This window comes from Bradyrhizobium xenonodulans, from assembly GCF_027594865.1.
In the GTDB taxonomy this organism is placed as follows: Bacteria; Pseudomonadota; Alphaproteobacteria; order Rhizobiales; family Xanthobacteraceae; genus Bradyrhizobium; species Bradyrhizobium xenonodulans.
Map to the genome: position 1 here is coordinate 4,904,211 of NZ_CP089391.1, position 21,099 is coordinate 4,925,309.

The window sequence follows — 21,099 nt, forward strand, 5'->3', positions numbered from 1 at the left end:
ACAATCAAGAACAAACGGGAGTGCCCAATGACTGCCCAAGCGACGACCGCAGCCGTCCCTCGCCCCTCGACCGCGCCGAAAACCCCATCTCTGCCCGAGGCGAGGCCCGAAACGCTGGGCCTGTCGCGCCCCCGCCTCCAGGCGATGTCGGACGCGTTCAAGCGCGAGATCGACAAGGGAACCGTTCCCGGCGTGACCGTGCTGGTGGCCCGCCGCGGCGAGGTCGGCTGGTTCGAGGCGCTCGGCAAGCAGAGCCCGGCGGGCCCGGCCATGGCACTTGATTCGATCTTCCGGATCTTCTCGATGACCAAGCCGATCGTGTCGGTCGGCATCATGGCGCTGGTCGAGGACGGCCACCTGCTCCTTGCCGACCCCGTCGCAAAATTCATTCCGGAGTTCGCGGACCAGAAGGTCGGATTGGTCAGCGGCGGCAGGCTGGAACTGGTTCCGCCGAAGCGCCCGATGACGGTGCAGGACCTGCTCCGCCACACCTCGGGCCTGACCTACGAGCACCAGGGCGACGGCCCCGTGCACAAGCTCTACCAGGAGTCCCGCGTCCGCAGCCGCAAGATCACCAATGCCGAGCACGCCGCGCTGGTAGCGAGCTTCCCGCTGGTCTGCCACCCCGGCGACGAGTTCAATTACAGCCGCTCCACCGACATCCTCGGCCGCATCATCGAAATCGTCAGCGGCAAGTCGCTCGGTGCGTTCCTGACCGAACGCATCCTCGCGCCGCTGCAGATGACCGAGACCGGCTTTGCGACCTCGGAGGCCAACGCCAACAGGCTCGCCGAACCCTTCCCGGCCGATCCCTGGACCCGCGACAAGGTCGCGCTGTTCAACATGCTCGAGCAGCCGGTGATGGAGTCCGGCGGCGGCGGTCTCGTTTCCACGACGATGGACTATGCCCGCTTCGCGCTGATGCTACGCAATGGCGGCACGCTCGGCGGCAACAGGGTCCTCGGCCGCAAGACGCTGGAGCTAATGGCGTCAGATCATCTCGGACCTGATGTCGTGACCAACGGTACGCTGCTGTCGCCCGGTCACGGCTTCGGTCTCGGCTTCGCCGTGCGCCGCGAGGCCGGCATCGCACCCTTCCCCGGCAGCGTCGGCCAGTATTTCTGGAGCGGCATTGCGGGGACGTTCTTCTGGATCGATCCGAAGGAGGATCTGTTCACCGTGTTCATGAGCCAGGGCCCCGGCCAGCGCGACTTTACGCGGACCTTGGTGCGGGATCTGGTTTACGCAGCGGTGGAGTGAGGCGGCGCCGCGCGACGCGGCGGTGCATCCACATTTTCGCTGTCATGCCCCGGCTTGACCGGGGCATCCAGGGCGGATTCAACCGCTCGTCGCAACACCCTGTGTATCGTTCACTTGTAGCAATTGGTCGAGAGTTTCGGCCGGTGTTTTCCAGCCGAGGGTTTTCCTGGGCCTGGTGTTGAGTGCGAGAGCCACGGCCTCGAGATCACCAGAGTTGTGCAGGCTAAGATCGGTCCCTTTTGGAAAGTACTGGCGCAGCAACCCATTTGTGTTCTCGTTGGTGCCGCGCTGCCATGGGCTATGAGGGTCACAGAAGTAGACCTGCAGGCCTGCATCGATCCTCAGGCGTGCATGCTGAGCCAGTTCAGCTCCTTGATCCCAGGTCAGCGATCGACGCAGCTGTTCGGGCATGCTGACGATTGCGCGGGTGATGGCGTCGCGCACTGCCTCAGCGCCATGTCCGGCGAGTGCAGGTCCGTTCTTCACGCGAGCTTCCTGTTCATGGCCTGTGATACGCGGCAGATGCAGCAGAATGGTAAAGCGGGTCGTGCGCTCCACCAAGGTGCCGATCGCGGAACTTCCAAGACCCATAATGAGATCACCTTCCCAGTGGCCCGGCACAGCTCGATCGGCGGCTTCCGCCGGACGTTGACTGATCATGATCTCGGAAGGAATGAAGCTTCTGCCTTTGCGGACGCGCGCCCTCGGCATCCGCAACACCCGCCCGGTGCGCAAGCAGGCCGTCAGTTCGCGGCGCAAAGCTCCTCGACCCTGCACATAAAGTGCCTGATAGATCGCCTCGTGACTGATGCGCATCGTCTCATCCTCGGGAAAGTCCAGCCGAAGTCGCCGAGAAATCTGTTCCGGGCTCCATGCCCTGGCCCAGCGCCGGTTTTGCCGATGCACAGCCCGGCGTCCCTTCCACACGACCTTCGGGCCAGCCAGGAGCTCCCCGTCCGGCTTGGCGATCATACCGGCAAGCCTGTCCTGCACGTAATCCCGCAGGGGCGGATTGATCGCCAACTTCGCCGGCTTGGGCCGTCGGGCGGACCGATCAGCGTGCCATTGTGCCGTGGTTGCTCGGTACTGTGGGGCGCCGTGGCGGCGCGCCACATTACGACGGAGTTCACGAGAGATCGTGCAGGGAGCTCGATCAAGCTGACGAGCGATGGCTCGCACCCCATGACCCTGCACACGCAAGATGGCGATCTCCTCGCGCTCGGCGAACGAGAGATAGCGCTCCGATGGAAGCCTTGACGACGGTGACAAATGTGTTGGCGGCATGCCGCCCGCCCTCCGGAACCAGCGCACTCCAACCGAAGGCGATACCCCGGCCTCAACCGCAGCATCTTCGCTCGATCGCCCCGAGGCAATCGCAGCCCAGAACCGTCTACAATCCTCTCGTCGGGCCTCTTGAGGACGACTTGCTCGCGCACGGCTCTCCATCGCAACCTCCTTGTTCAGGGTGTTGCGACGAGCGGTTGAATCCGCCCAGTACTCCGCGGCGAACGTGGCGAGAGCGAACTCTCTAACGCTGGCCTCTGGGATACTGGATCGCCCGCTTTCGCGGGCGATGACACCGATGTTGGAGCGGCAGCGTGCCCTTCCCGCGCCGACGCCTCAACTGATCGTCGCGCCGCCGTCGATCACCATGGTCTGGCCGGTCATGAAGTCGCCGGCCTTCGATCCCAGGAACACCGCCGCGCCCGCGATCTCGTCGGGGATGCCGATGCGCAGCAGCGGCGAGCGCGAGGTCGAGGCTTTCAAATTCTCCGGGTTGTCCCACAGCGCTTTCGCAAAGTCGGTCTTGATCAGGCCGGGCGCGATGCAGTTCACGCGGATGTTGTCCTTGCCGTATTCGCAGGCGAGGTTGCGCGCGAGCTGCATGTCGGCGGCCTTGGAGATCGCATAGGCGCCGAGGATGGTCGAGCCCTTCAGGCCGCCGATCGAGGAGACGATGATGATCGAGCCGTCCTTGCGCTCGATCATCTGCGGCACCACCATCGAGATCAGCCAGTTGTTGGCGACGATGTTGTTGTCGAGGATCTTCCTGAACTGATCGTCGGAAATGCCGGCGAGCGGACCATAATACGGGTTCGACGCGGCGTTGCAGACCAGCACGTCGATCTTGCCGAAGGCGCGGTTGCTCTCGTCGATGAGGTTTTGCAGATTTTCCTTCGACGAGATGTTGGCGGCGATCGCGACCGCCGTGCCCTTGCCGAACTTGTCGTTGATGCCCTTGGCAACCTGGTCGCAGACATCGGCCTTGCGCGAGGAGATCACGACCTTGGCGCCGTGCTCCGCCATGCGCTCGGCGATCGCGAGTCCGATGCCGCGCGTTGAGCCGGTGATGACGGCGACTTTCCCCTTCATGTCGAACAAGGTCATGTTTCTCTCCCATAGCACGATTTGATTTGGCTTGAAGCTTACGCCGTGCCCGCGCAAGCGGACAATTGCTTTAGGCGAGCTTCTTGACTTCCGGTCCGGCGGGCTGGTGCATCGCCGCATGTGCATCGTCGGCGATCCAGGGCTGCTGGTTCACCATCGGCAGCCGCCAGACCGATCGCTCGGGGCTTGCGAACAGATCGAGCCGCGTGATCGACACATTGTCGATGTCGAACGACAGCGCCCGCTCCACCTGGCCGTCGAGTGCGAGGCCGATCGCCGCCTTGATGGTGCCGCCATGCGCGACAGCAATGATGTCCTGCCCGGCCGCCTCATTGTTGATCCGCTCGATGGTGCGACGCGTGCGGTTGTAGAGGTCCATGAAGCTTTCGCCGCCGGGTGCGGGCTCGTTGATGTCGGCGAACCAGCTCGAACCCACTGGACGGCTGGCGACGAACTCGGCGCGGTTCATGCCCTGCCATCTTCCGAGATTTTGCTCGGCAAGATCCGCTTCCCAAGGCATCGACGCCGGCTTCGGATAGCCGGCCGCCCAGATCGCTTCCGCCGTCTGGTGCGTGCGCATCAGATTGCTCGAATACCAGACCGCCTTGCGTGGCAGCACCTTGGCAACAGCATTGAACACGTAGGTATCGCTGGTGTCGCAGGCGAGATCGCTCTGCCCGTAGATGTTGCCGCCGTCATTGCGCACCGGCGCGTGACGGACCCACCACCACCGTGTCGTGACCACTTTCGGCTTGTCTGCAGCTGCCATAAGCCTCTTCCATCCCGTGTGATGTCGCTGTACGTCAGGTGTGAACGTGTCTCAAGACACTTTACTGTTTCAAATTCTGTTTGAAATTCCGTCGCGCGGCAAGCGCCACGCGACACACCAAAAGGGAGAAACGCATGGGCCGCCTGCAAGGCAAATCCGTCATCATCACCGGCGCCGGCAGCGGCATCGGCCGCGCCGCTGCGCTCCTCTTCACCAGGGAAGGTGCAAAACTGATCGCGGTGGATCGCACCGAGGCGGTGAAGGAGACCGTCGACGAGGTGAAGAAGGCCGGCGGCGTTGCGGAGGCCATGGTGGCGGACGCCGGTTCCGAGACAGACGTCATCGCCGTGATCGACAAGGCCGTGAAGACGCATGGAAGGCTCGACGTGATCTGGGCCAATGCCGGCGTCAGCGGCGGGCTCGTCCCGCTCGGCGAGCAGACCGTGGAGCATTGGCAGGAGGTCTTGCGCGTCAACCTGATCGGGCCGTTCCTCGCGGTGAAGCATGCGATGCCGCACATGGTGAAGCAGCAGTCCGGCGCGATCGTGCTGACGGCATCGGTCGCGGGCCTCAAGGCCGGCGCGAGCGGACATCCCTACGCGGCGAGCAAGGCCGGTGTGATCTCTCTCGTGCAGACCACCGCCTATTCGCTCACCGGCACCGGCGTGCGCATCAATGCGGTGTGCCCCGGCCTGATCGAAACCGGCATGACCAAGCCGATCTTCGACCGCGCCAAGGAACGCGGCACCCAGGACAAGATCGGCCAGCTCAATCCCCTCAAGCGCCCCGGCCAGCCGCACGAGCTCGCCGCGATGGGACTGTTTCTGGCCAGCGATGAAGCGTCCTATGTCAACGGCCAGGCGTTCCCGGTGGATGGCGGGCTGACGGCGTCGATGCCGTATACGGGCAAGCCGGTTTAGCAACGGCGATCTCGTGTCCCGGACGCGGTGCGTCCGGGACTCTGGATCGGAGTTTGGCGCACAATTGCATCAACGTCGTCATTGCGAGCCAACGGGTCCGCGCGAAGCGCGGCCCGATGACGGGCTCCGCGAAGCAATCCAGAATCCCTCCGCGGAAGCAGTCTGGATTGCTTCGCTACGCTCGCAATGACGAAAAGGTGCATCGACGCCATCGATCAACTCACATCTCAACGCGCAGACACACCCACGCTGTTCCGGGTATCGCTCACCCGGCCCGGGGGGCTGTGTTGATTTGCTCATTGGGCCGCCACGTTGGTATGGTTCGTGCAAGCTGCCTCGGCTTCCGTAATCCCTGACCAGAACGTGACAATGCCAAGCTCAAGACCCGACCGTATCCGCACGCTGCTCGCCGACCTCGTCGGCTTCGACACCGTCAGCGACCGCACCAACCTGCCGTTGATCGCCCACATCGAAAGCTATCTCGCCAAACTCGGCGTCAAGAGCGAGCGCATCACCGACGAGACCGGACAGAAGGCCTCGCTGTGGGTCACGATCGGGCCCGAGGATCGGCCTGGGCTCGTGTTGTCGGGCCATACCGACGTGGTGCCCGTCGTCGGCCAGGACTGGAGCCACGATCCGTTCAAGCTGGTCGAGCGCGACGGCAAGCTCTACGGCCGCGGCACCACCGATATGAAGGGCTTTGTCGCGGTGTGCCTTGCGATGGTGCCGGAGATGCTGGAAGCGAAACTCACGACACCGATTCATCTCGCGATCTCCTATGATGAGGAGATCGGCTGCGTCGGCGTACGGCCGATGCTCGGTGAGGTCGCCAGGAAGAAGGTCAGACCGCTGGGCGCCTTCATCGGCGAGCCGACCGAGATGAAAGTGATCATCGGCCACAAGGGCAAGCACGGCGTGCGCGCGACGTTTCGCGGTCTCGCGCGCCACTCCTCGATCGCGCCCGACGGCGTCAACGCGATCGAATATGCGGCCGAGCTGATCACCGAGATCCGCCGCCGTGCCGTGAAGCTCGCGGCCGAAACCGAGCGCAACAGCCTCTACGACGTCCCGCATTCGACGCTGCTCACCAGCATCGTGCATGGCGGCGCCGCGCTGAACATCGTACCGGACACCTGCACGGTGGATTTCGAATGCCGCGGCATCGGCATCACCGAGTCGCGCGAGGTGACGGATGCGATCGTCGCCTGGGCCCGGGCCGAGCTCGAGCCCGCGATGAAGACGCAGCATCCGGAGTGCGGGATCGAATTCGAGGAGATCCTCGACTACCCCGCGCTCGACACCGCGGCCGATGCCGCGATCGTCACGCTGGCCAAGAGCCTTGCAGGACGCAACGACCACGCCAAGGTCGCCTTCGGCACCGAGGCGAGCTTGTTTGCGAGCATAGCCGACATCCCCTCGGTGGTGATCGGCCCGGGCTCGATCGCGCAGGCGCACACGCCGGACGAGTTCGTGGAAATGGCGGAGCTCGAGAAATGCGCGGGGTTCGTGGCGAAGCTGATCGCGCATTGCGCGAAGACAGCGTCGTAAGCGACGCCGCCGTAGGGTGGGCAAAGCGAAGCGTGCCCACCATCTGGCTGCGATCACGGGAAGATCGTGGGCACAGCGCTACGCGCTTTTGCCCACCCTACGAGGGCCGCGCCTCGTCATCGCGAGGAGTTCTTGCGACGAAGCAATGATGGTGAAATGAGCTCGCCTCATCACCGCTGTCATGCCCCGGCCTGACCGGGGCATCCAGTACGCCGCGGCTTCTCGGTTCAAGCACTATTGTCTCTGGAATACTGGATTGCCCGCCTTCGCGGGCAATGACACCGAGCGCGGCGGAACAGCGAACCACAAAAACGAAAAAAGCGCGGCCATCAGCCGCGCCCTTGTCTCCCCTACACCGCGCCCGCCTTCTGCGCGTAGTCCCATGACGCCTTCGACAGCGGCACGGTGCGCTTGGCCGACTCCAGGGCCTTGGCATTCGCCGCGGTGCCGTCGCGGACGCGGCCGGCGATGCCTTGCGTGATGCCGGCGAGACGGAACAGATTGTAGGCGAAGTACCAGTTGAGGTCGGGCACCGTCATCTTGGTGACGTTGCAATAGATCTGCGCCGCCTCCTCCACGCTCGGGATGTTGAGCGCCTTGAGGTCGGCGCCCTCCAGGCCCGGCATGACCCACTGCATCAACAGATAGGTGAAGTCGGCCATGGGATCGCCAAGCGTCGACAGCTCCCAGTCCAGCACCGCCTGCACACGCGGTTCCGTCGCATGGAAAATCATGTTGTCGAGGCGGTAGTCGCCATGGACGATCGAGACGCGCGCCTGCTCCGGCACGGTCCTCGGCAGCCATTCGGCAACCTTCTCGAATTCCGGAATATGCTGCGTCTCGGACGCCCGATACTGCTTGGTCCAGCGGTCGATCTGGCGCGCAAAATAATTGCCTGGTTTGCCGAAGTCGCCGAGCCCGATCGCCGTGGGATCGTACATATGGAGCTTTGCCAGCGTCTCGATCTTGCTGGTGAAGATTTTTCGCCGCGCATCGTTGTCCTGGCTCGGCAGCGTCGGATCCCAGAACACGCGGCCGTCTTCCATCGACATGATGTAGAAGGCCGAGCCGATGACGCCGTCGTCCTGGCACAGCGCATAGGCGTGCGCGACCGGAAAGCCCTGCTTTCCAAGGGCCGCGATCACGCGGTATTCGCGATCGACCGCATGCGCCGACGGCAGCAATTTGCCGAACGGCTTGCGGCGCATCACGTAGGAACGGTTCGGCGTGTCGAGCCGGTAGGTCGGATTGGACTGACCGCCCTTGAACTGGAGCACGACCAGCGGGCCCTGATAGCCCTCGACGTTGTCGCGCATCCAGGCTTCGAGCCGCATCTCGTCGATACGATGACGCTCCTCGACCGGCTTGGTGCCCGAGAACTCTTCGTCTTTCCTGACGCCGTCAGCCACGGTGACGCTCCCTCTTCAGTCCTGACCATTTCAGGTCGCGCATGATCCTAATCGGTAACCGCTCTTGCACTTGCGTCAAGCGGTCATCCGATCACGGATCATGCCCCGTCGTTTCTTTGAGTCGGGAGCGCCGCGCGGCCCTCCCTTTTAGTGACTGGGAGAGTTTGCATACTTCCGAACTTCGAGCCTTGCAATGGCGCGATTGTGCACCTCGTCCGGACCGTCGGCGAGACGCAGCGTGCGGATGTGGGCGTAGTCCTTGGCAAGGCCGGCATCGTCGGAAACGCCCGCGCCGCCAAACGACTGGATCGCCTCGTCGATGATCTTCAGCGCCATGTTGGGCGCGGCGACCTTGATCATGGCGATCTCGGCCTGCGCGGTCTTGTTGCCGACCTTGTCCATCATGTCGGCGGCCTTGAGGCACAGCAGACGCGTCATCTCGATGTTGGTGCGGGCATCGCCAATGCGCTGCTCCCACACCGAGTGCTCGACGATCTTCTTGCCGAAGGCGGTGCGCGAGGAGAGCCGCTTCACCATCTTCTCCAGCGCTTCCTCGGCCTTGCCGATGGTGCGCATGCAGTGATGGATACGGCCGGGTCCAAGGCGGCCCTGCGCGATCTCGAAGCCGCGGCCCTCCCCTAACAGGATGTTCTCCTTGGGCACGCGCACGTTCTCGAGCAGCACCTGGGCGTGGCCGTGCGGCGCGTCGTCGAAGCCGAACACCGGCAACATCTTCTCGACCTTGATGCCGGGAGTGTCGAGCGGAACCAGGATCTGCGACTGCTGCTGATGCTTGGCCGCGTTGAAATCGGTCTTGCCCATCAGGATCGCAATCTTGCAGCGGGGATCGCCGACGCCGGACGACCACCATTTGCGGCCGTTGATGACGTAGTGGTCGCCATCCTTCTTGATGCTGGTCTCGATGTTGGTGGCGTCGGACGAGGCGACCGCCGGTTCCGTCATCAGGAAGGCCGAGCGGATCTCGCCGTCGAACAGCGGACGCAGCCATTTGCGCTTCTGCTCCTTGGAGCCGTAGCGCATGAACACTTCCATGTTGCCGGTGTCGGGCGCGGAACAGTTGAACACTTCCGAAGCCCAGGTGATGCGGCCCATCTCTTCCGAGAGCAGCGCGTATTCGAGATTGGTCAATCCCGCGCCGCGGAATTCGTCATCCTCATGCTCGTTCGGCGGCATGAACATGTTCCAGAGACCTTCGGCCTTCGCCTTCTTCTTGAGGTCTTCCAGCACCGGGATGACCTTCCAGCGCTCGCCGGTGCGATCCTGCTCGTCATAAACGGGCACTGCCGGACGCACGTGCTTGGCCATGAAGGACCGCACGCGGTCGAGCCATTCCTTCTGCTTGGGCGACAGATCGAAATCCATGGGACGCTCCTCGTCTCTCTCTTTGCGAAACTGTTTTGCGCCGGACTGTCCTCCCGCCCTGCGTGACCCGCAAGCGCGAATGCGCAAGCTGGCGGACGCTTCGGAACCAGACCCGCGCGTTGCGAACGAGTCTCGATTGCGGATTGACATTCTCCGGCCTTCAAACGATAGTTTCATACAAGTGTTTGAAATGCAACTCCCCTCCCGGAGGGCGTCCATGGCCAGCGATCATACGAGGTCTGCCATTCTCGCCGCCGCCGAACGGCTCTACGCCGATCGCGGCTTCGGCGACGTGACGCTGCGCGACATCGTCGCGGCGGCCAATGTCAACCTGGCCGCGGTGAACTATCATTTCGGCTCGAAGGACGAACTCATCGCGGAGCTGTTCGTCACCCGCTCGATCGCCACGAACCGCGAGCGCCTGCGCGAGTTGAAGGCGGCGGAGGAGCACGGCGGCGGCCGCGCGCCGATCGAGGTGATCCTGCACGCGCTGGTCGGCCCGACCTTGCGCGGCTGCCTCGGTCCCGAGAACCAGCGCTCCACGGCGGCGCGCTTCATGATCCGCGCCTCGATCGAATCCGTGCCGCCGATCCGCCGCATCAAGAACCGCGAGATCGACCATCTGCGCAAATTCGCCGGCGCAATGCGCCGCGCCCTGCCCGACCGCAGCGACGTCGACATCTATTGGGGCCTCAACTTCGCGCTGGCCATGGCGCACCACACCATCCGCGAAAGCGAGCGGCTGACGAAGCTGTCGGAAGGCAAATGCGATCTCGACGACGTCGAGGACGTGGTCGCGCGCGTCGTCAGCGTGGCGACGATGGCACTGACGGCGGGACGGGTAGAGGCCAAGGCGGCGGCGAGAGTCGCGGCGCGCTGACGAACCAGCTTGATGGTATCGAGCACACGCCTCGTCCTTCGAGACGACCGCTTCGCGGTCTCCTCAGGATGAGGCTAATCGGCATCTCGCCCGTTGAAGCTGCAGCCCCGCACTCGATCCTCATCCTGAGGGCCCGCGAAGCGGGCGTCTCGAAGGATGGCCACCGGGAAGCCGGAGAGCCATTCACCTCACATCATCGCGATGCAATCGATCTCGACGTCGAAGGGGCCGAACCATTCGGGCGTAACGACGAAGATCCGCGCCGGCGGATCGACCGGGAAGTAGCGCGCATAGACTGCATTGAAGGCGGCGAAATGTTTCGTCGAGGTGCAGTAGACGTTGCACTTCATGACGTTGTCGAGCGATGCACCGGCCGTCTGAAGGCACAGCTTCATCTGCTCCATGATGATCTCGCTCTGCCGCTCGATCGGCATCTCGGCAAGCTCGCCCGTCTCCGGGTCGAATGGCGGCAGGCCGGCAACGAAGATCATGTTGCCGGCGCGCGTCACCGGCGAGGTCGGCGCCTTCCAGCGGTCGAGGAATGTCGAAATCGGTTCGACGCGGAGCGCTTCGCGTTTCATGGGCGGCCACCTTCGGTTCGAGCGAGAGTGGCGCCTTGCTACATCATGTTGCAGCCGGCATGTTTCGCTTCCGACCGAACCGTGGTCGCGGGGGCGGGTTACGCCCGCTGCGGCATCTCCTCGGCCTCTTCCTTGGCGAGCAGCAGCAGCATCTCGATGCCCATGTCGCCTTCCTGGGGCGAGCGGATGAACTTGATCTCGTCGGCGCTTTGCCGCAGCGCGGCAATGATGGCGACGGCCTGGTTGGCCGTGGCGGCCTCAGTTGCCAGAACGGCCTTCTGGTTCTTGGCCTGAAACCCGATCGTGTAGGACATTCCGCTTCCCTCCCGGATGTAAGCGGAGAGATCGAATCTGAGTCGCGCGCGAAGCGGAAGCCTGTGCGATTACGGACCGGGTTAATCTGGGGATTGCGCGCAAGCCTCGCGTAAGGCCGCGCCGGCGTCACACTACTGCCACCAAACTATTGTGCCAGCCCCAGCATCGCGCGCGCGTCAGCTGCGGTGGCAACGCTCGCTCCCAGGCTCTTCAAAATGCTGGCAGCATGCGCGACCAACTCGGCATTGGTCTTCGCCAGCACACCCTTGGACATGTAGAGATTGTCCTCCATGCCGACGCGGACGTGGCCGCCGAGCAGCCAAGCCTGCGCCACCATCGGGAATTCGGCGCGGCCGATGCCGAAGCCGGACCAGATCGCGCCCGGCGGCAGCAGGCTGCGGGCATAGAACATCGTCTCCGGCGTCGCGGAGAAACCGTACTTCACCCCGAGCACGAGCGAGAACAGGCCCGGCCCCTTCAGGGTGCCGTCGGCGAACAGGTCGCGCGCCAGATGGCAGTCGCCGGAATCGAACAGCTCGATCTCCGGCAGCACGCCGGCGGCCTTCATCCGCTCGGCCATGATGCGGACGTTGCGCGGCGTGTTGATCACGACCTCGCCGCCGGAATTCATGGTGTTGAGATCGAGCGTGCAGATGTCGGGCTTGAGCAGCTCGATATGCTCGACGCGCTTTTCGGGCTGGAGGAGCGTTGTGCCGGGCCCGGCAACGCGCGGATCCTCGATCGAGGGCACGAAGCGCCCGCCGGGGCCGGTGGTGAGATTGATGACGAGGCTCTTGTTGCGGGCGCGGATGCGATCCACCACGTCGCGGTAGAGGTCGATCGACATCGAGGGGCGGCCCGTGGCGGGATCGCGCACATGGATATGCGCGATGGCGGCGCCGGCTTCGGCCGCCTCCAGCGCGGAGGTCGCGATCTGCTCGGGCGTGATCGGGAGATACGGCGACTGCTCGGGTTTTGTCAGATTGCCGGTGATCGCGCAGGTGATGATGGTTTTGCCGGTGGTCGTCATTCGTGCTGTCCCGGTGTCGTTGTGGCGCGAGGGCCTTGCGCAAATCTACCTGACCCTCCCCTGGAGGGCCCTTCCAGAGGGTAAGAGCGCGCTAGATGATCCCCTGCTTCTTCAGCTCGTCGATCTTGCCCGCATCATAGCCGAGCTTGCCGCCGAGCACCTCCTGCGTGTGCTCGCCGAGCAGCGGCGGGGCGCGGTAGGTCTCGATCGGGGTCCCCGAGAGTGTCAGCGCGTTGCGGATCAGCGACAGATCCGGCTGGAACGGATGGTCGACCTTCACCCGCATGCCACGCGACTGCACGTGCGGGTCGGCAAACACCTGCTCGAAATTGTTGATCGGCCCCGACGGCACGCCGGCCTCCTCCAGCTTGTCCAGCCAGTAGGCCACCGGCTGCTTCAGGAACAGGCCGGCGAAGATCGCCATGATCTCCTTGCCGTGCACGACGCGGTCGTTGTTCTTGACGAAGCGCGGATCGCTGGCAAGCTCCGGCGCGCCGAGCACGGCGCAGGTGCGCTGGAACTGGCCGTCATTGCCGACCACCAGCATCAATTCGCCGTCGGTGCAGCGGAACACACCGGCCGGCATGCCGCCATTGCCCCAGGTGCCGCGGCGCGGCGGGGTCTTGCCGTTGACGAGGTAGATCTGCAACCAGTGCGACAGCGAGGCGATGACGGTGTCGAACAGGCAAACGTCGATGTGCTGTCCCTGCCCGCGATTGACGTCGCGATGGTAGAGCGCCGAGAGAATCCCGATCGAGGTATTCATGCCGGTCATGTAGTCGACGATCGACGGGCCGACCTTCATCGGGCCCTCGCCGGGCTCGCCGTCGATATGGCCGGTGACGCTCATCAGGCCGCCCATCGCCTGGAGGATGGCGTCATAGCCGGCGCGCGGCGCGTAAGGGCCGGTCTGGCCGAAGCCGGTCACCGAGCAATAGATGATGCCCGGGTTGATCGCCTTGATCGTCTCGTAGTCGAGGCCGTAGCGCTTGAGATCGCCGACCTTGTAGTTCTCCATGAAGACGTCGCAGTCCTTGGCGAGTTCGCGGATGATCGCCTGCCCCTCGGGCTTGGCGATGTTGACGGTGACCGACTTCTTGTTGCGGTTGGCGCAGAGGTAGAACGAGTTGTTGTTGTTCGCCTTGCCTTCAGGGTCGGTCAGGTAAGGCGGCCCGAAGGCGCGCGCGTCGTCACCGGTGCCCGGCCGCTCGATCTTGATCACCTCCGCACCTAAGTCGCCCAGCATCTGGGCCGACAGCGGCCCGGCAAGCACGCGGGTGAGGTCAAGGATCTTGATGCCTGAGAGCGGCAGGGCCGACATGTAGCTTCCTCCGGGGAACTGGATCTTCGAGCTGATCTTGGCGCGGCGGCGAGATCGCGGGCCGCGCACCCTGCGGATACACCATTTTGGCGATCCGAGCACTGCACCTGGGGCATACGGCCATCCCTGCCCAGCGGTGGAGGCCGCCCGTGCGGACCAATTTCCGCTCTGCGAATATTAGTGAGCTCAAGTCGCGGCGGCGGCCGCCGTCTGCGGACGACGGCGGCCGAGCAAGACCAGGATCAGCACCGTCGCGCAGGAGAAGACGAAGGTGAGGCCGAGCGCACCGCGGCTGCCGAACTGGGTAAGCAGGCCGACCAGGAGCGGCGGCGAGATCGCGGATGCCAGATTGAGCGGCAGCGCGATCATCGACATCGCCTTGGCGAACTCGGCCTGGTCGTAGAACACCAGCGGGATCGTCGCCCGCGCCACCGCCATCGCGCCGCTGCCGGCGCCGTAGAGCAGGATGAAGACGGCGACCGCCCAGGTCGCGCCCTCGCCTGTCATCAACAGCAACATGGCCACGGGCAAGGCCGTGCCCGCGACGAGCCCGGTCGTGATCCCGTCCCACCGCCCACCGCCGAGGAAATCCAGCCCGCGGGCGCTGACCTGGATCACGCCGAGCATCGAGCCGAACGCGAGCGCCTGGGCGGGTGCCAGCCCTTCCGCGCGGAGCAGCTCGATCATGATGGCGCCGACGCCGAAATTGACGAAGGCGTTGAGCGTGATCGCGATGACGACAAGACCGAAGGTGCTCTTGGCAATCGCAGGCGGCGGCGCAGCCTTGACCGCCTCTCGGCCATCGTCCTTGGCGATTTTTCGGCGGGGGGCAAAGAATGCATAGAGCGGAAGGTTGATGACGAGCATCATCGCCGCATAGACGAGGCACGTCCCGCGCCAGCCGAGCAGATCGCTCAGATACGACGTGGTCGGCCAGAAGATGCTGCCGGACAGCCCCGTCACCAGCATGAGCCCGCCGATGGCGTTCTTGGCCCAGCGACCGGCGACTTCGTTCAGCATGATATAGGCGCCGGTCGAGAGCGTGGCGCTGCCGGCCAGGCCGAGCACGATCCAGGCGGTGAAATAGAGGATTGGCTCGCGGGCGAAGGACAGCAGAATGTAACCGGGGATGGCGATGACCGTGCCCGCCATCATCACGTTTCGCGCCCCATGCCGTGCAAAGGATTTGGCGAGCCAGGGTGCACACAGCCCCATCGAGACGTAAAGCACCGAGGTGCCGGCAAACACCATCGGCAGGCTCATGCCGAGATCGGCGGCGAGATCGCGCCCGACGATGGGCGGAAGGCCGATTGTCCCCCACCCGATCAATTGGGTGACCGCGAGCACCAGCAGGACCCCGATCAGCCTGCCGTCAGATTTCAAGAACCGCATTCCGATCGTCGCCTGCCCCAGCTTCATGCCTGCGCACAGACCCGTCATAGCGGGAGTTTTGGCGCAGCGGAACGCTCGCCGCCGAATGGCAGAAGGCAGCCGGGAGCATGTCAGCAGGAGGCAGCAGCTCCTACACCGCGATCCCGAGCAGGGATCGCGCCTCGGAAGCGGTCGCAACGCGCCGGCCGTGGCGCGCGACAGCTTCGGCGGCGATGGTCACGAGCTCCGCATTGCTGGCGGCGAGGCGCGTCTGGTCGATCCTGATATTGTCCTCGAGCCCGGTGCGGACCGCGTCGGCACCCCGCGCGAGCGCCCAGCCCATGACCTCGGCCTGATGACGTCCGATTCCGGCCGCCGTCCACGTCGCTTTCGGGATCAGCCGCCTCAGCTCTCCGAGGAGAATGTCGAGAACATGCTCGTCGGCCGGCATCGCGTTCTTGACGCCCATGACGAACTGCACGTGCGGACGCGCGTCAATCAGCCCCGCCTCGATCAGGCGGCGGGCGCCATGCAGATGCGACAGATCGAAGATCTCGATTTCAGGCCGGATGCCATTCGCCTTCATGCCTGTCGCGAGGGTCTCGACCAGGGCGGCGCTGTTCTCATAGACGATGGTCGGAAAGTTCACTGATCCCGTCGACAGCGAGGCCATGTCGGGCTTCAGATAGAGCGACGATCCCCGCGCCAAGGGATCGCGGCCCCGCCCGCCGGTCGAGAATTGAACGATCATTTCCGGACAATGCTTTTTGATCCCCTCCTGCACCAGGGCAAAGCGCTCCGGGTCGGATGACGGGGTCTCGTCATCGTTTCGAACATGGATATGCGCGAGCGTGGCGCCGGCCTCGAAGGCCCTGTGCGTCGACTCGATCTGTTCGGACGGCAGAATCGGCACCGCCGGATTGTCCTTCTTGCGCGGAACGGAGCCCGTGATGGCGACGGCAACGACGACAGGGTTCATCCTGCAACCTCATAATGATCGCGCTCACGCGCACAAGATTCAATCGGCGGTCACTCTATACCGGGAAGCCTGCCGCTGCGAACATCATCGATCGCAGCGGCATTGCCTCCTACCATTCTTGTCAGGCACGAACTGCGGCGGCGGCGCTCGCCGCGTCCGCACGCTGCCGCTCATAATCTGCCCGCGGCATCGGAACGGCCTCGGGATTGCCGAGATCGTCGATGCTGACCCGATAGGTTTCCCGGGCCGTGACGGCCGCAAGCGCCGCAATCACCGTGATGCCGAAGGCGATCGCCCCCACCGTCAGCGGAATGTTGGTTGAGCCTGGAGGCGCCACAGTCGCAAACAAGGCAGGAAGCAACGCGGTGATGGTCGTTCCGATGTTCTGCGAGATCGCCATCGCCGAGACACGCGTGCGCGTCGGAAACAGCTCGGGGTAAAAGCTCGGGAAGATCGCGTTGTAGCCCTGATAGACGACGCCCCACATCAGGAGCGACACGAGGATCGCCAGCGGCACGTTCTTGATGCTGATGGCATAGAGATAGAGGAAGGCGAGCAAGCCGGAGAGCAGCGCGCCCACGATGATCGGAGGCTTGCGGCCGACCTTGTCGGAGAGATTGCCGACGAAGGGAATGACGAACACGGCCAGCATGTTTCCGAGCACCGGGATCCAGAGATAGACGTCCTTGGCAAAGCCGATGCCATAGGCCGGCTGGACCGCGTAGGCCGCACCGAAGATGGTAGCAACGACCGGAATGACGTTCATCAGCGCCATGCAGATGACCCTGAGCATGTCGCGCCAGCTCAGCTTGATGGCCTCGACGATGGGCGCCCGCGGCGTCTCTCCCCGCTCGCCCTCGCGGGCAAAGGCAGGGGTCTCGTCGACCTCGCGGCGAATGATATAGCCTGCGACGATGACGAAGAAGCTGAGCAGGAAGGGAATCCGCCAGCCCCAGCTGTTGAAGGCCTCGGTCGGCATGTACGCCGCCAGCGGCAGGAAGACGGCGGCGGCGAGAATCTGCCCGGCCTGCACACCCTGAAGGGCGAAACTGGCGTAGAAGCCGCGGCGGCCGAACGGCGCATGCTCCAGAATCATTGAACTCGCGCCGGAGATCTCACCGGCCACGGCAAATCCCTGCACGAGGCGCAGGATGACGAGCAGGATCGGCGCGAGGACGCCGACCTGCTGATAGGTCGGCAGGAGTCCCACCGCCATGGTCGAGGTGCCCATCAGGAACATGCAGACGATGAGAACGGTCTTGCGGCCATGGGTGTCGCCCCAATGTCCGAGCACGAAGGCGCCGATCGGCCGGGCCACATAGCCGACACCGTAGGTTGCCAGCGATGCGACGATCGCGACGGTGGGATTGTCCGACGGGAAGAATATCTGCGGGAAGATCAGCGACGCGGCCGTCGCGTAGATGAAGAAGTCATAATATTCGAGAGCCGACCCGATCCAGCCGCTGGCAGCAGCCTTCCTAGATTGACTCATGTCGCGGGTCGCGGTCATCTCAAAATTCCTCCCTGTTTTGCTGATGTCCCTTTGACGGGCTTCTTGGAGAAATCGGGCAGCACTTTCCCGACGCTCTGCGGACGTCCGCGAGCGCTTGTCACTGCCGATCGGTGTCTGATTGGTCGCGACAATAGGCTATCGCCGGGCTAACACAATTACCCAGTTATGCGATAAACCTAACATGATGTTATTTTACGCGGTTGACGTTTGAAGTCGCTCGAAGCGCCTTCTTCAACGTCACTCGCCTTGCGCTTCGCCCGGTCGTTCAGTCTGCGACCGCGCCCTCGGCTGCCCCTGGATGCTGATACGTCAACCTGAATGTTGAGATTGTACGACGGTGAATTTCGAGCGAGGTCCAGCGTCGTCCTCACCCGGTCGTTCGCGCGCCGCGATAGGCTAGCGCCACAGTAGGAATCGTTCCGGCCGCCACGCCTCAGCGCGTGCGGCCGATTGCGCCGGGCGGCGATCGTAAGATCCTGACCTTGGTCAGGTCGCACGGAAGCTAGATTCCGAGCGCGTTCTCACCCGCTTCGCGGCCGGGCACGCTGACATGGACTTCATGTCCCTCGCGAAGGGCCAGTGATGCAGCGGCGACCGCCGATTCGAATGCGGCTTCCTTGGTGGCGTATTTGCTCTTGACGTCACCGTCATGCAGCACGCCCCATTCGTCCTGCACCGGCACGATAGCGTATTGAGCGAGACCCATCGTCCTACTCCCTGGCGTTCAAGATCGTCTGGACTCTCAACGCGGCACCGCGCTCAACGTTGCGTCAGCTGCGGATGCGCCGCGGTGACGCGCCACACGGTGTTGCCGCTGTCGTCGGCGACCAGCAGCGCCCCGGTCTTGTCAATGGCGACGCCGACGGGACGGCCGCGCGCATGGTTGTCGCTGTTGAGGAAGCCGGTGACGACGTCCTGCGCCGGCCCGCTCGGCTTGCCGTCCGTGAACGGCACGTACACGACTTTGTAGCCGTTCAGCACCTGCCTGTTCCAGCTGCCGTGCTCGCCGACAAAGGCGCCGCCGCGATAAGCGGCCGGCAGACTCGTGCTGGTGTTGAAAACCATTCCGAGCGGCGCGACATGCGAGCTCAGCGCATAGTCGGGCACGATCGCCTTGGCGACGAGGTCGGGCCGCTCCGGCTTGACGCGGGGATCGACGTGCTGGCCGTAATAGCTGTAGGGCCAGCCATAGAAGCCGCCGTCCTTCACCGACGTCATGTAGTCGGGGACGAGGTCGGGGCCGAGTTCGTCGCGCTCGTTCACGACCGTCCACAGCGCGCCGGTCTGCGGCTCGAAGCTGAGGCCATTGGGATTGCGCAGGCCGCTTGCAAAAATGCGCCAGCGGCCGCTGGCGCGGTCGATCTCGAGGATCGCGGCGCGATTGTGCTCGGCCTCCAGGCCGTTCTCGGTGATGTTGCTGTTGGAGCCGACGCCGGCATAGAGCTTCGAACCGTCGGGGCTCGCGACCAGGCTCTTGGTCCAGTGATGATCGATCGGCCCGCCCGGCAGCGGCGTCAGCACCGTGCCCGGCGCGGTGATCTTGGTATCGCCCTCGGTGTAGGGATATTTCACGATCGCATCGGTGTTGGCGACATAGAGGTCGTTGCCGACCAGCGCGACGCCGAACGGCGAGTTGAGATGGTCGAGGAAGACGCTTTGCGTATCCGGAACGCCGTCGCCATTGCTGTCACGCAGCAGGGTGATGCGATTGCTCTCGCCGGTCTCGCCGCCGGAGGTCGCCCAGGACTCGATGTAGCCCATCACGATTTCCTTGGGCCGCTTGATCGGGGCGCCCTTCGGCGCCTTGGATTCCACCACCAGCACGTCGCCATTGGGAAGCACGTAGAGGAAGCGCGGATGCTGCAAGCCGGTCGCAAAGGCCTTGGCTTGCAGCCCCTGCGCAACCGTCGGCGTCTCGTCCTTCTTCCAGCCGACGATCCGCGCGATGTGCATCGGCGGCAGCCAATATTGCTGGATGTCGGGCAGCTTTGGATTGGCGCCGATCTGCGCCTTCGGATCGCCGCTGCCGTCACCGCAACCGGCAAGACACAGAAGCGCAGAGCACAGCAACGCGCGGACAAGCAAGGACTTCATCGCGCAACTCCCACACGGTGGCGGTACACCAAGGCCCAGCCGAGCCAGCCTGTGACCGGCAGGATCAGCACGGTGATCACTGACAGAATGAGCCCGGTCGGCCACACCGAGGTCCAGGCATCACGCGTGTGGATCAGCGCATTGACGATCGCCAGGATCAGCGCCACGGCGTTGCCGATCAGATGCGGCCAGGCTGGCGCCTGCGCCCGCACCAGGCGGTTGCCGATGAAATCGGTCAGGCCCGCGATCGCCGCCAGCACGCCGAAGATGACGCCGACGACCAGAAGCCAGGCGGAGAAATTCGACCACATGATCTCGGCACTGACGACATAGGCAATGTCGGTCAGCAGCGCTCCGATGAAGCACGCGATCGGGATCGGCACCAGCATCGGATGAAGCGGATGGCCCGCAATTTGCGCGGTGGAACGCACGCGCACGGCTTCCTGCACGATTGGCCTCGTGTGATGTTTTGCCCACCCGATCGGCCAACTCGTGCTGGGAACGATGGTTCCTAGAACATGAGGGTGATGCAACCGGATCCGGCTTGCGACTGCACTCACTCCGGCGGGTTGAACGTCCGCGCGAAATACACGGGCTCCCTGCCCGTCTTCAGACGGTAAAGCTGAGCCGGCCGGTTGGGCCCACGCCGCATCCCGGCGGCCGGCTCGATCATGTCGGCGGCGAGGATACGGGTACGGAACGCGCTCTTCTCCAACGGGCGATCGAGCACGATCTCGTAGACGCGTTGCAGGTCGGGCAGCGTGAATTCCGGCGGCATCAGATAGGCCGGCAGCGAGGTGTATTCGACCTTGTTGCGCAGGCGGCGGATCGCGGTGCCGAGGATCTCGCCGTGGTCGAACGCGAGCTTCGGCTGGACCGCATCCCCGGCAACGGCAAACCATTGCGCGTCGGACGCGGGCAATTTCGCGACCGCCGCTTCCGGCATCAATGCGAAATAGGCGTGGGTCGCCGACCAGCCGCGCGGATCGCGGGAGGCACTGCCCCAACTCCCAAGCTGCTCCAGATACGGCGCTGTGACGCCGGTTTTCTCCTTCAGCTTGCGCGCGGCGCAGGCCTGGAGCGTGCGGTCGCGGGCAATGTCGACGAAACCGCCGGGCAGCGCCCAACTCCGGGGAAACGGCTCGCTGTCGATCGCGGGCCGCTGCACCAGCAGGACATGGAGGTTGTCGGCGCGGATGGCGAAGATGACGACGTCGACCGTCGTCAGCGGCCGCGGGAAGTCCAATTGTCCCGATACGTCAACGCCTTTGGTCTCGTTCCTGCCTGCCATGACCGCCTCCCCGTTCGAGGCCTTGACAGTAGCCCACTTAGTTGTAC

The 21,099-nt window shown here is 64.2% G+C and carries 20 protein-coding genes; 4 read left to right on the forward strand and 16 right to left on the reverse strand.

Annotated features, from left to right (window positions below):
- Nucleotides 1–27: 27 nt before the first annotated feature.
- A complete protein-coding gene (locus I3J27_RS23310; protein WP_270160736.1) occupies nucleotides 28–1,260 on the forward strand; it encodes a serine hydrolase domain-containing protein in 1,233 nt (410 codons plus the stop codon).
- 78 nt (nucleotides 1,261–1,338) lie between these two features.
- Here the strand turns inward: I3J27_RS23310 and I3J27_RS23315 are convergent, their stop codons facing one another.
- The 3 genes from I3J27_RS23315 to I3J27_RS23325 all read right to left on the reverse strand — a co-directional run bounded on the left by I3J27_RS23315 (nucleotide 1,339) and on the right by I3J27_RS23325 (nucleotide 4,417).
- A complete protein-coding gene (locus I3J27_RS23315) occupies nucleotides 1,339–2,706 on the reverse strand; it encodes an IS30 family transposase (protein ID WP_270160737.1) in 1,368 nt (455 codons plus the stop codon).
- Nucleotides 2,707–2,880: 174 nt separating this feature from the next.
- Entirely contained in the window at nucleotides 2,881–3,648 is a 768-nt protein-coding gene (locus tag I3J27_RS23320) for an SDR family NAD(P)-dependent oxidoreductase (RefSeq protein WP_151649639.1), read from the reverse strand.
- Nucleotides 3,649–3,718: 70 nt separating this feature from the next.
- Complete coding sequence (locus I3J27_RS23325) at nucleotides 3,719–4,417, reverse strand: histidine phosphatase family protein (protein ID WP_270160738.1); 699 nt, start codon at nucleotides 4,415–4,417, stop codon at nucleotides 3,719–3,721.
- A 134-nt stretch (nucleotides 4,418–4,551) separates the two neighbouring features.
- On the opposite strand from I3J27_RS23325, the gene I3J27_RS23330 reads away from it, so the two are divergent.
- Nucleotides 4,552–5,337, forward strand: a complete 786-nt coding sequence (locus I3J27_RS23330; protein WP_270160739.1) for an SDR family NAD(P)-dependent oxidoreductase — start codon at nucleotides 4,552–4,554, stop codon at nucleotides 5,335–5,337.
- 369 nt (nucleotides 5,338–5,706) lie between these two features.
- Complete coding sequence (gene argE, locus I3J27_RS23335; protein WP_270160740.1) at nucleotides 5,707–6,885, forward strand: acetylornithine deacetylase; 1,179 nt, start codon at nucleotides 5,707–5,709, stop codon at nucleotides 6,883–6,885.
- Nucleotides 6,886–7,235: 350 nt separating this feature from the next.
- Here the strand turns inward: argE and I3J27_RS23340 are convergent, their stop codons facing one another.
- Complete coding sequence (locus I3J27_RS23340) at nucleotides 7,236–8,294, reverse strand: phosphotransferase family protein (protein ID WP_270160741.1); 1,059 nt, start codon at nucleotides 8,292–8,294, stop codon at nucleotides 7,236–7,238.
- 147 nt (nucleotides 8,295–8,441) lie between these two features.
- Entirely contained in the window at nucleotides 8,442–9,677 is a 1,236-nt protein-coding gene (locus tag I3J27_RS23345; RefSeq protein ID WP_270160742.1) for an acyl-CoA dehydrogenase family protein, read from the reverse strand.
- 217 nt (nucleotides 9,678–9,894) lie between these two features.
- On the opposite strand from I3J27_RS23345, the gene I3J27_RS23350 reads away from it, so the two are divergent.
- The gene (locus I3J27_RS23350) at nucleotides 9,895–10,557 is read left to right on the forward strand and encodes a TetR/AcrR family transcriptional regulator (RefSeq protein ID WP_270160743.1); all 663 of its coding nucleotides are present in this window, start codon (nucleotides 9,895–9,897) and stop codon (nucleotides 10,555–10,557) included.
- Between the two features lie 188 nt (nucleotides 10,558–10,745).
- On the opposite strand, the gene I3J27_RS23355 is transcribed toward I3J27_RS23350, so the two are convergent.
- From I3J27_RS23355 to I3J27_RS23405, 11 genes are all read right to left on the reverse strand, one after another.
- On the reverse strand, nucleotides 10,746–11,138 hold the full coding sequence (locus tag I3J27_RS23355; protein WP_270160744.1) for a RidA family protein: 393 nt from the start codon (nucleotides 11,136–11,138) through the stop codon (nucleotides 10,746–10,748).
- 98 nt (nucleotides 11,139–11,236) lie between these two features.
- The gene (locus I3J27_RS23360; RefSeq protein ID WP_008141655.1) at nucleotides 11,237–11,452 is read right to left on the reverse strand and encodes a hypothetical protein; all 216 of its coding nucleotides are present in this window, start codon (nucleotides 11,450–11,452) and stop codon (nucleotides 11,237–11,239) included.
- Nucleotides 11,453–11,598: 146 nt separating this feature from the next.
- Nucleotides 11,599–12,483 carry a beta-keto acid cleavage family enzyme gene (locus tag I3J27_RS23365; RefSeq protein ID WP_270160745.1) on the reverse strand — a complete coding sequence of 295 codons (885 nt, stop codon included), beginning with the start codon at nucleotides 12,481–12,483 and terminating at the stop codon, nucleotides 11,599–11,601.
- A 91-nt stretch (nucleotides 12,484–12,574) separates the two neighbouring features.
- A complete protein-coding gene (locus I3J27_RS23370) occupies nucleotides 12,575–13,804 on the reverse strand; it encodes a CaiB/BaiF CoA transferase family protein (RefSeq protein WP_270160746.1) in 1,230 nt (409 codons plus the stop codon).
- A 186-nt stretch (nucleotides 13,805–13,990) separates the two neighbouring features.
- On the reverse strand, nucleotides 13,991–15,196 hold the full coding sequence (locus I3J27_RS23375; protein ID WP_270160747.1) for an MFS transporter: 1,206 nt from the start codon (nucleotides 15,194–15,196) through the stop codon (nucleotides 13,991–13,993).
- 130 nt (nucleotides 15,197–15,326) lie between these two features.
- On the reverse strand, nucleotides 15,327–16,154 hold the full coding sequence (locus I3J27_RS23380; protein WP_270160748.1) for a 3-oxoadipate:acetyl-CoA acetyltransferase: 828 nt from the start codon (nucleotides 16,152–16,154) through the stop codon (nucleotides 15,327–15,329).
- 121 nt (nucleotides 16,155–16,275) lie between these two features.
- Complete coding sequence (locus I3J27_RS23385; protein ID WP_270160749.1) at nucleotides 16,276–17,664, reverse strand: MFS transporter; 1,389 nt, start codon at nucleotides 17,662–17,664, stop codon at nucleotides 16,276–16,278.
- Nucleotides 17,665–18,169: 505 nt separating this feature from the next.
- Complete coding sequence (locus tag I3J27_RS23390; protein WP_270160750.1) at nucleotides 18,170–18,373, reverse strand: hypothetical protein; 204 nt, start codon at nucleotides 18,371–18,373, stop codon at nucleotides 18,170–18,172.
- A 53-nt stretch (nucleotides 18,374–18,426) separates the two neighbouring features.
- Entirely contained in the window at nucleotides 18,427–19,761 is a 1,335-nt protein-coding gene (locus I3J27_RS23395) for a PQQ-dependent sugar dehydrogenase (RefSeq protein WP_270160751.1), read from the reverse strand.
- Nucleotides 19,758–20,210, reverse strand: coding sequence for a DUF2231 domain-containing protein (locus tag I3J27_RS23400; RefSeq protein ID WP_270160752.1), 453 nt, complete (start codon nucleotides 20,208–20,210; stop codon nucleotides 19,758–19,760). The genes I3J27_RS23395 and I3J27_RS23400 overlap by 4 nt, the downstream gene beginning before the upstream one ends.
- Before the next feature lie 107 nt (nucleotides 20,211–20,317).
- Nucleotides 20,318–21,052: an NUDIX hydrolase gene (locus tag I3J27_RS23405; RefSeq protein ID WP_270160753.1), complete on the reverse strand. Its 735-nt coding sequence runs from the start codon at nucleotides 21,050–21,052 to the stop codon at nucleotides 20,318–20,320.
- Between the last annotated feature and the right edge of the window lie 47 nt (nucleotides 21,053–21,099).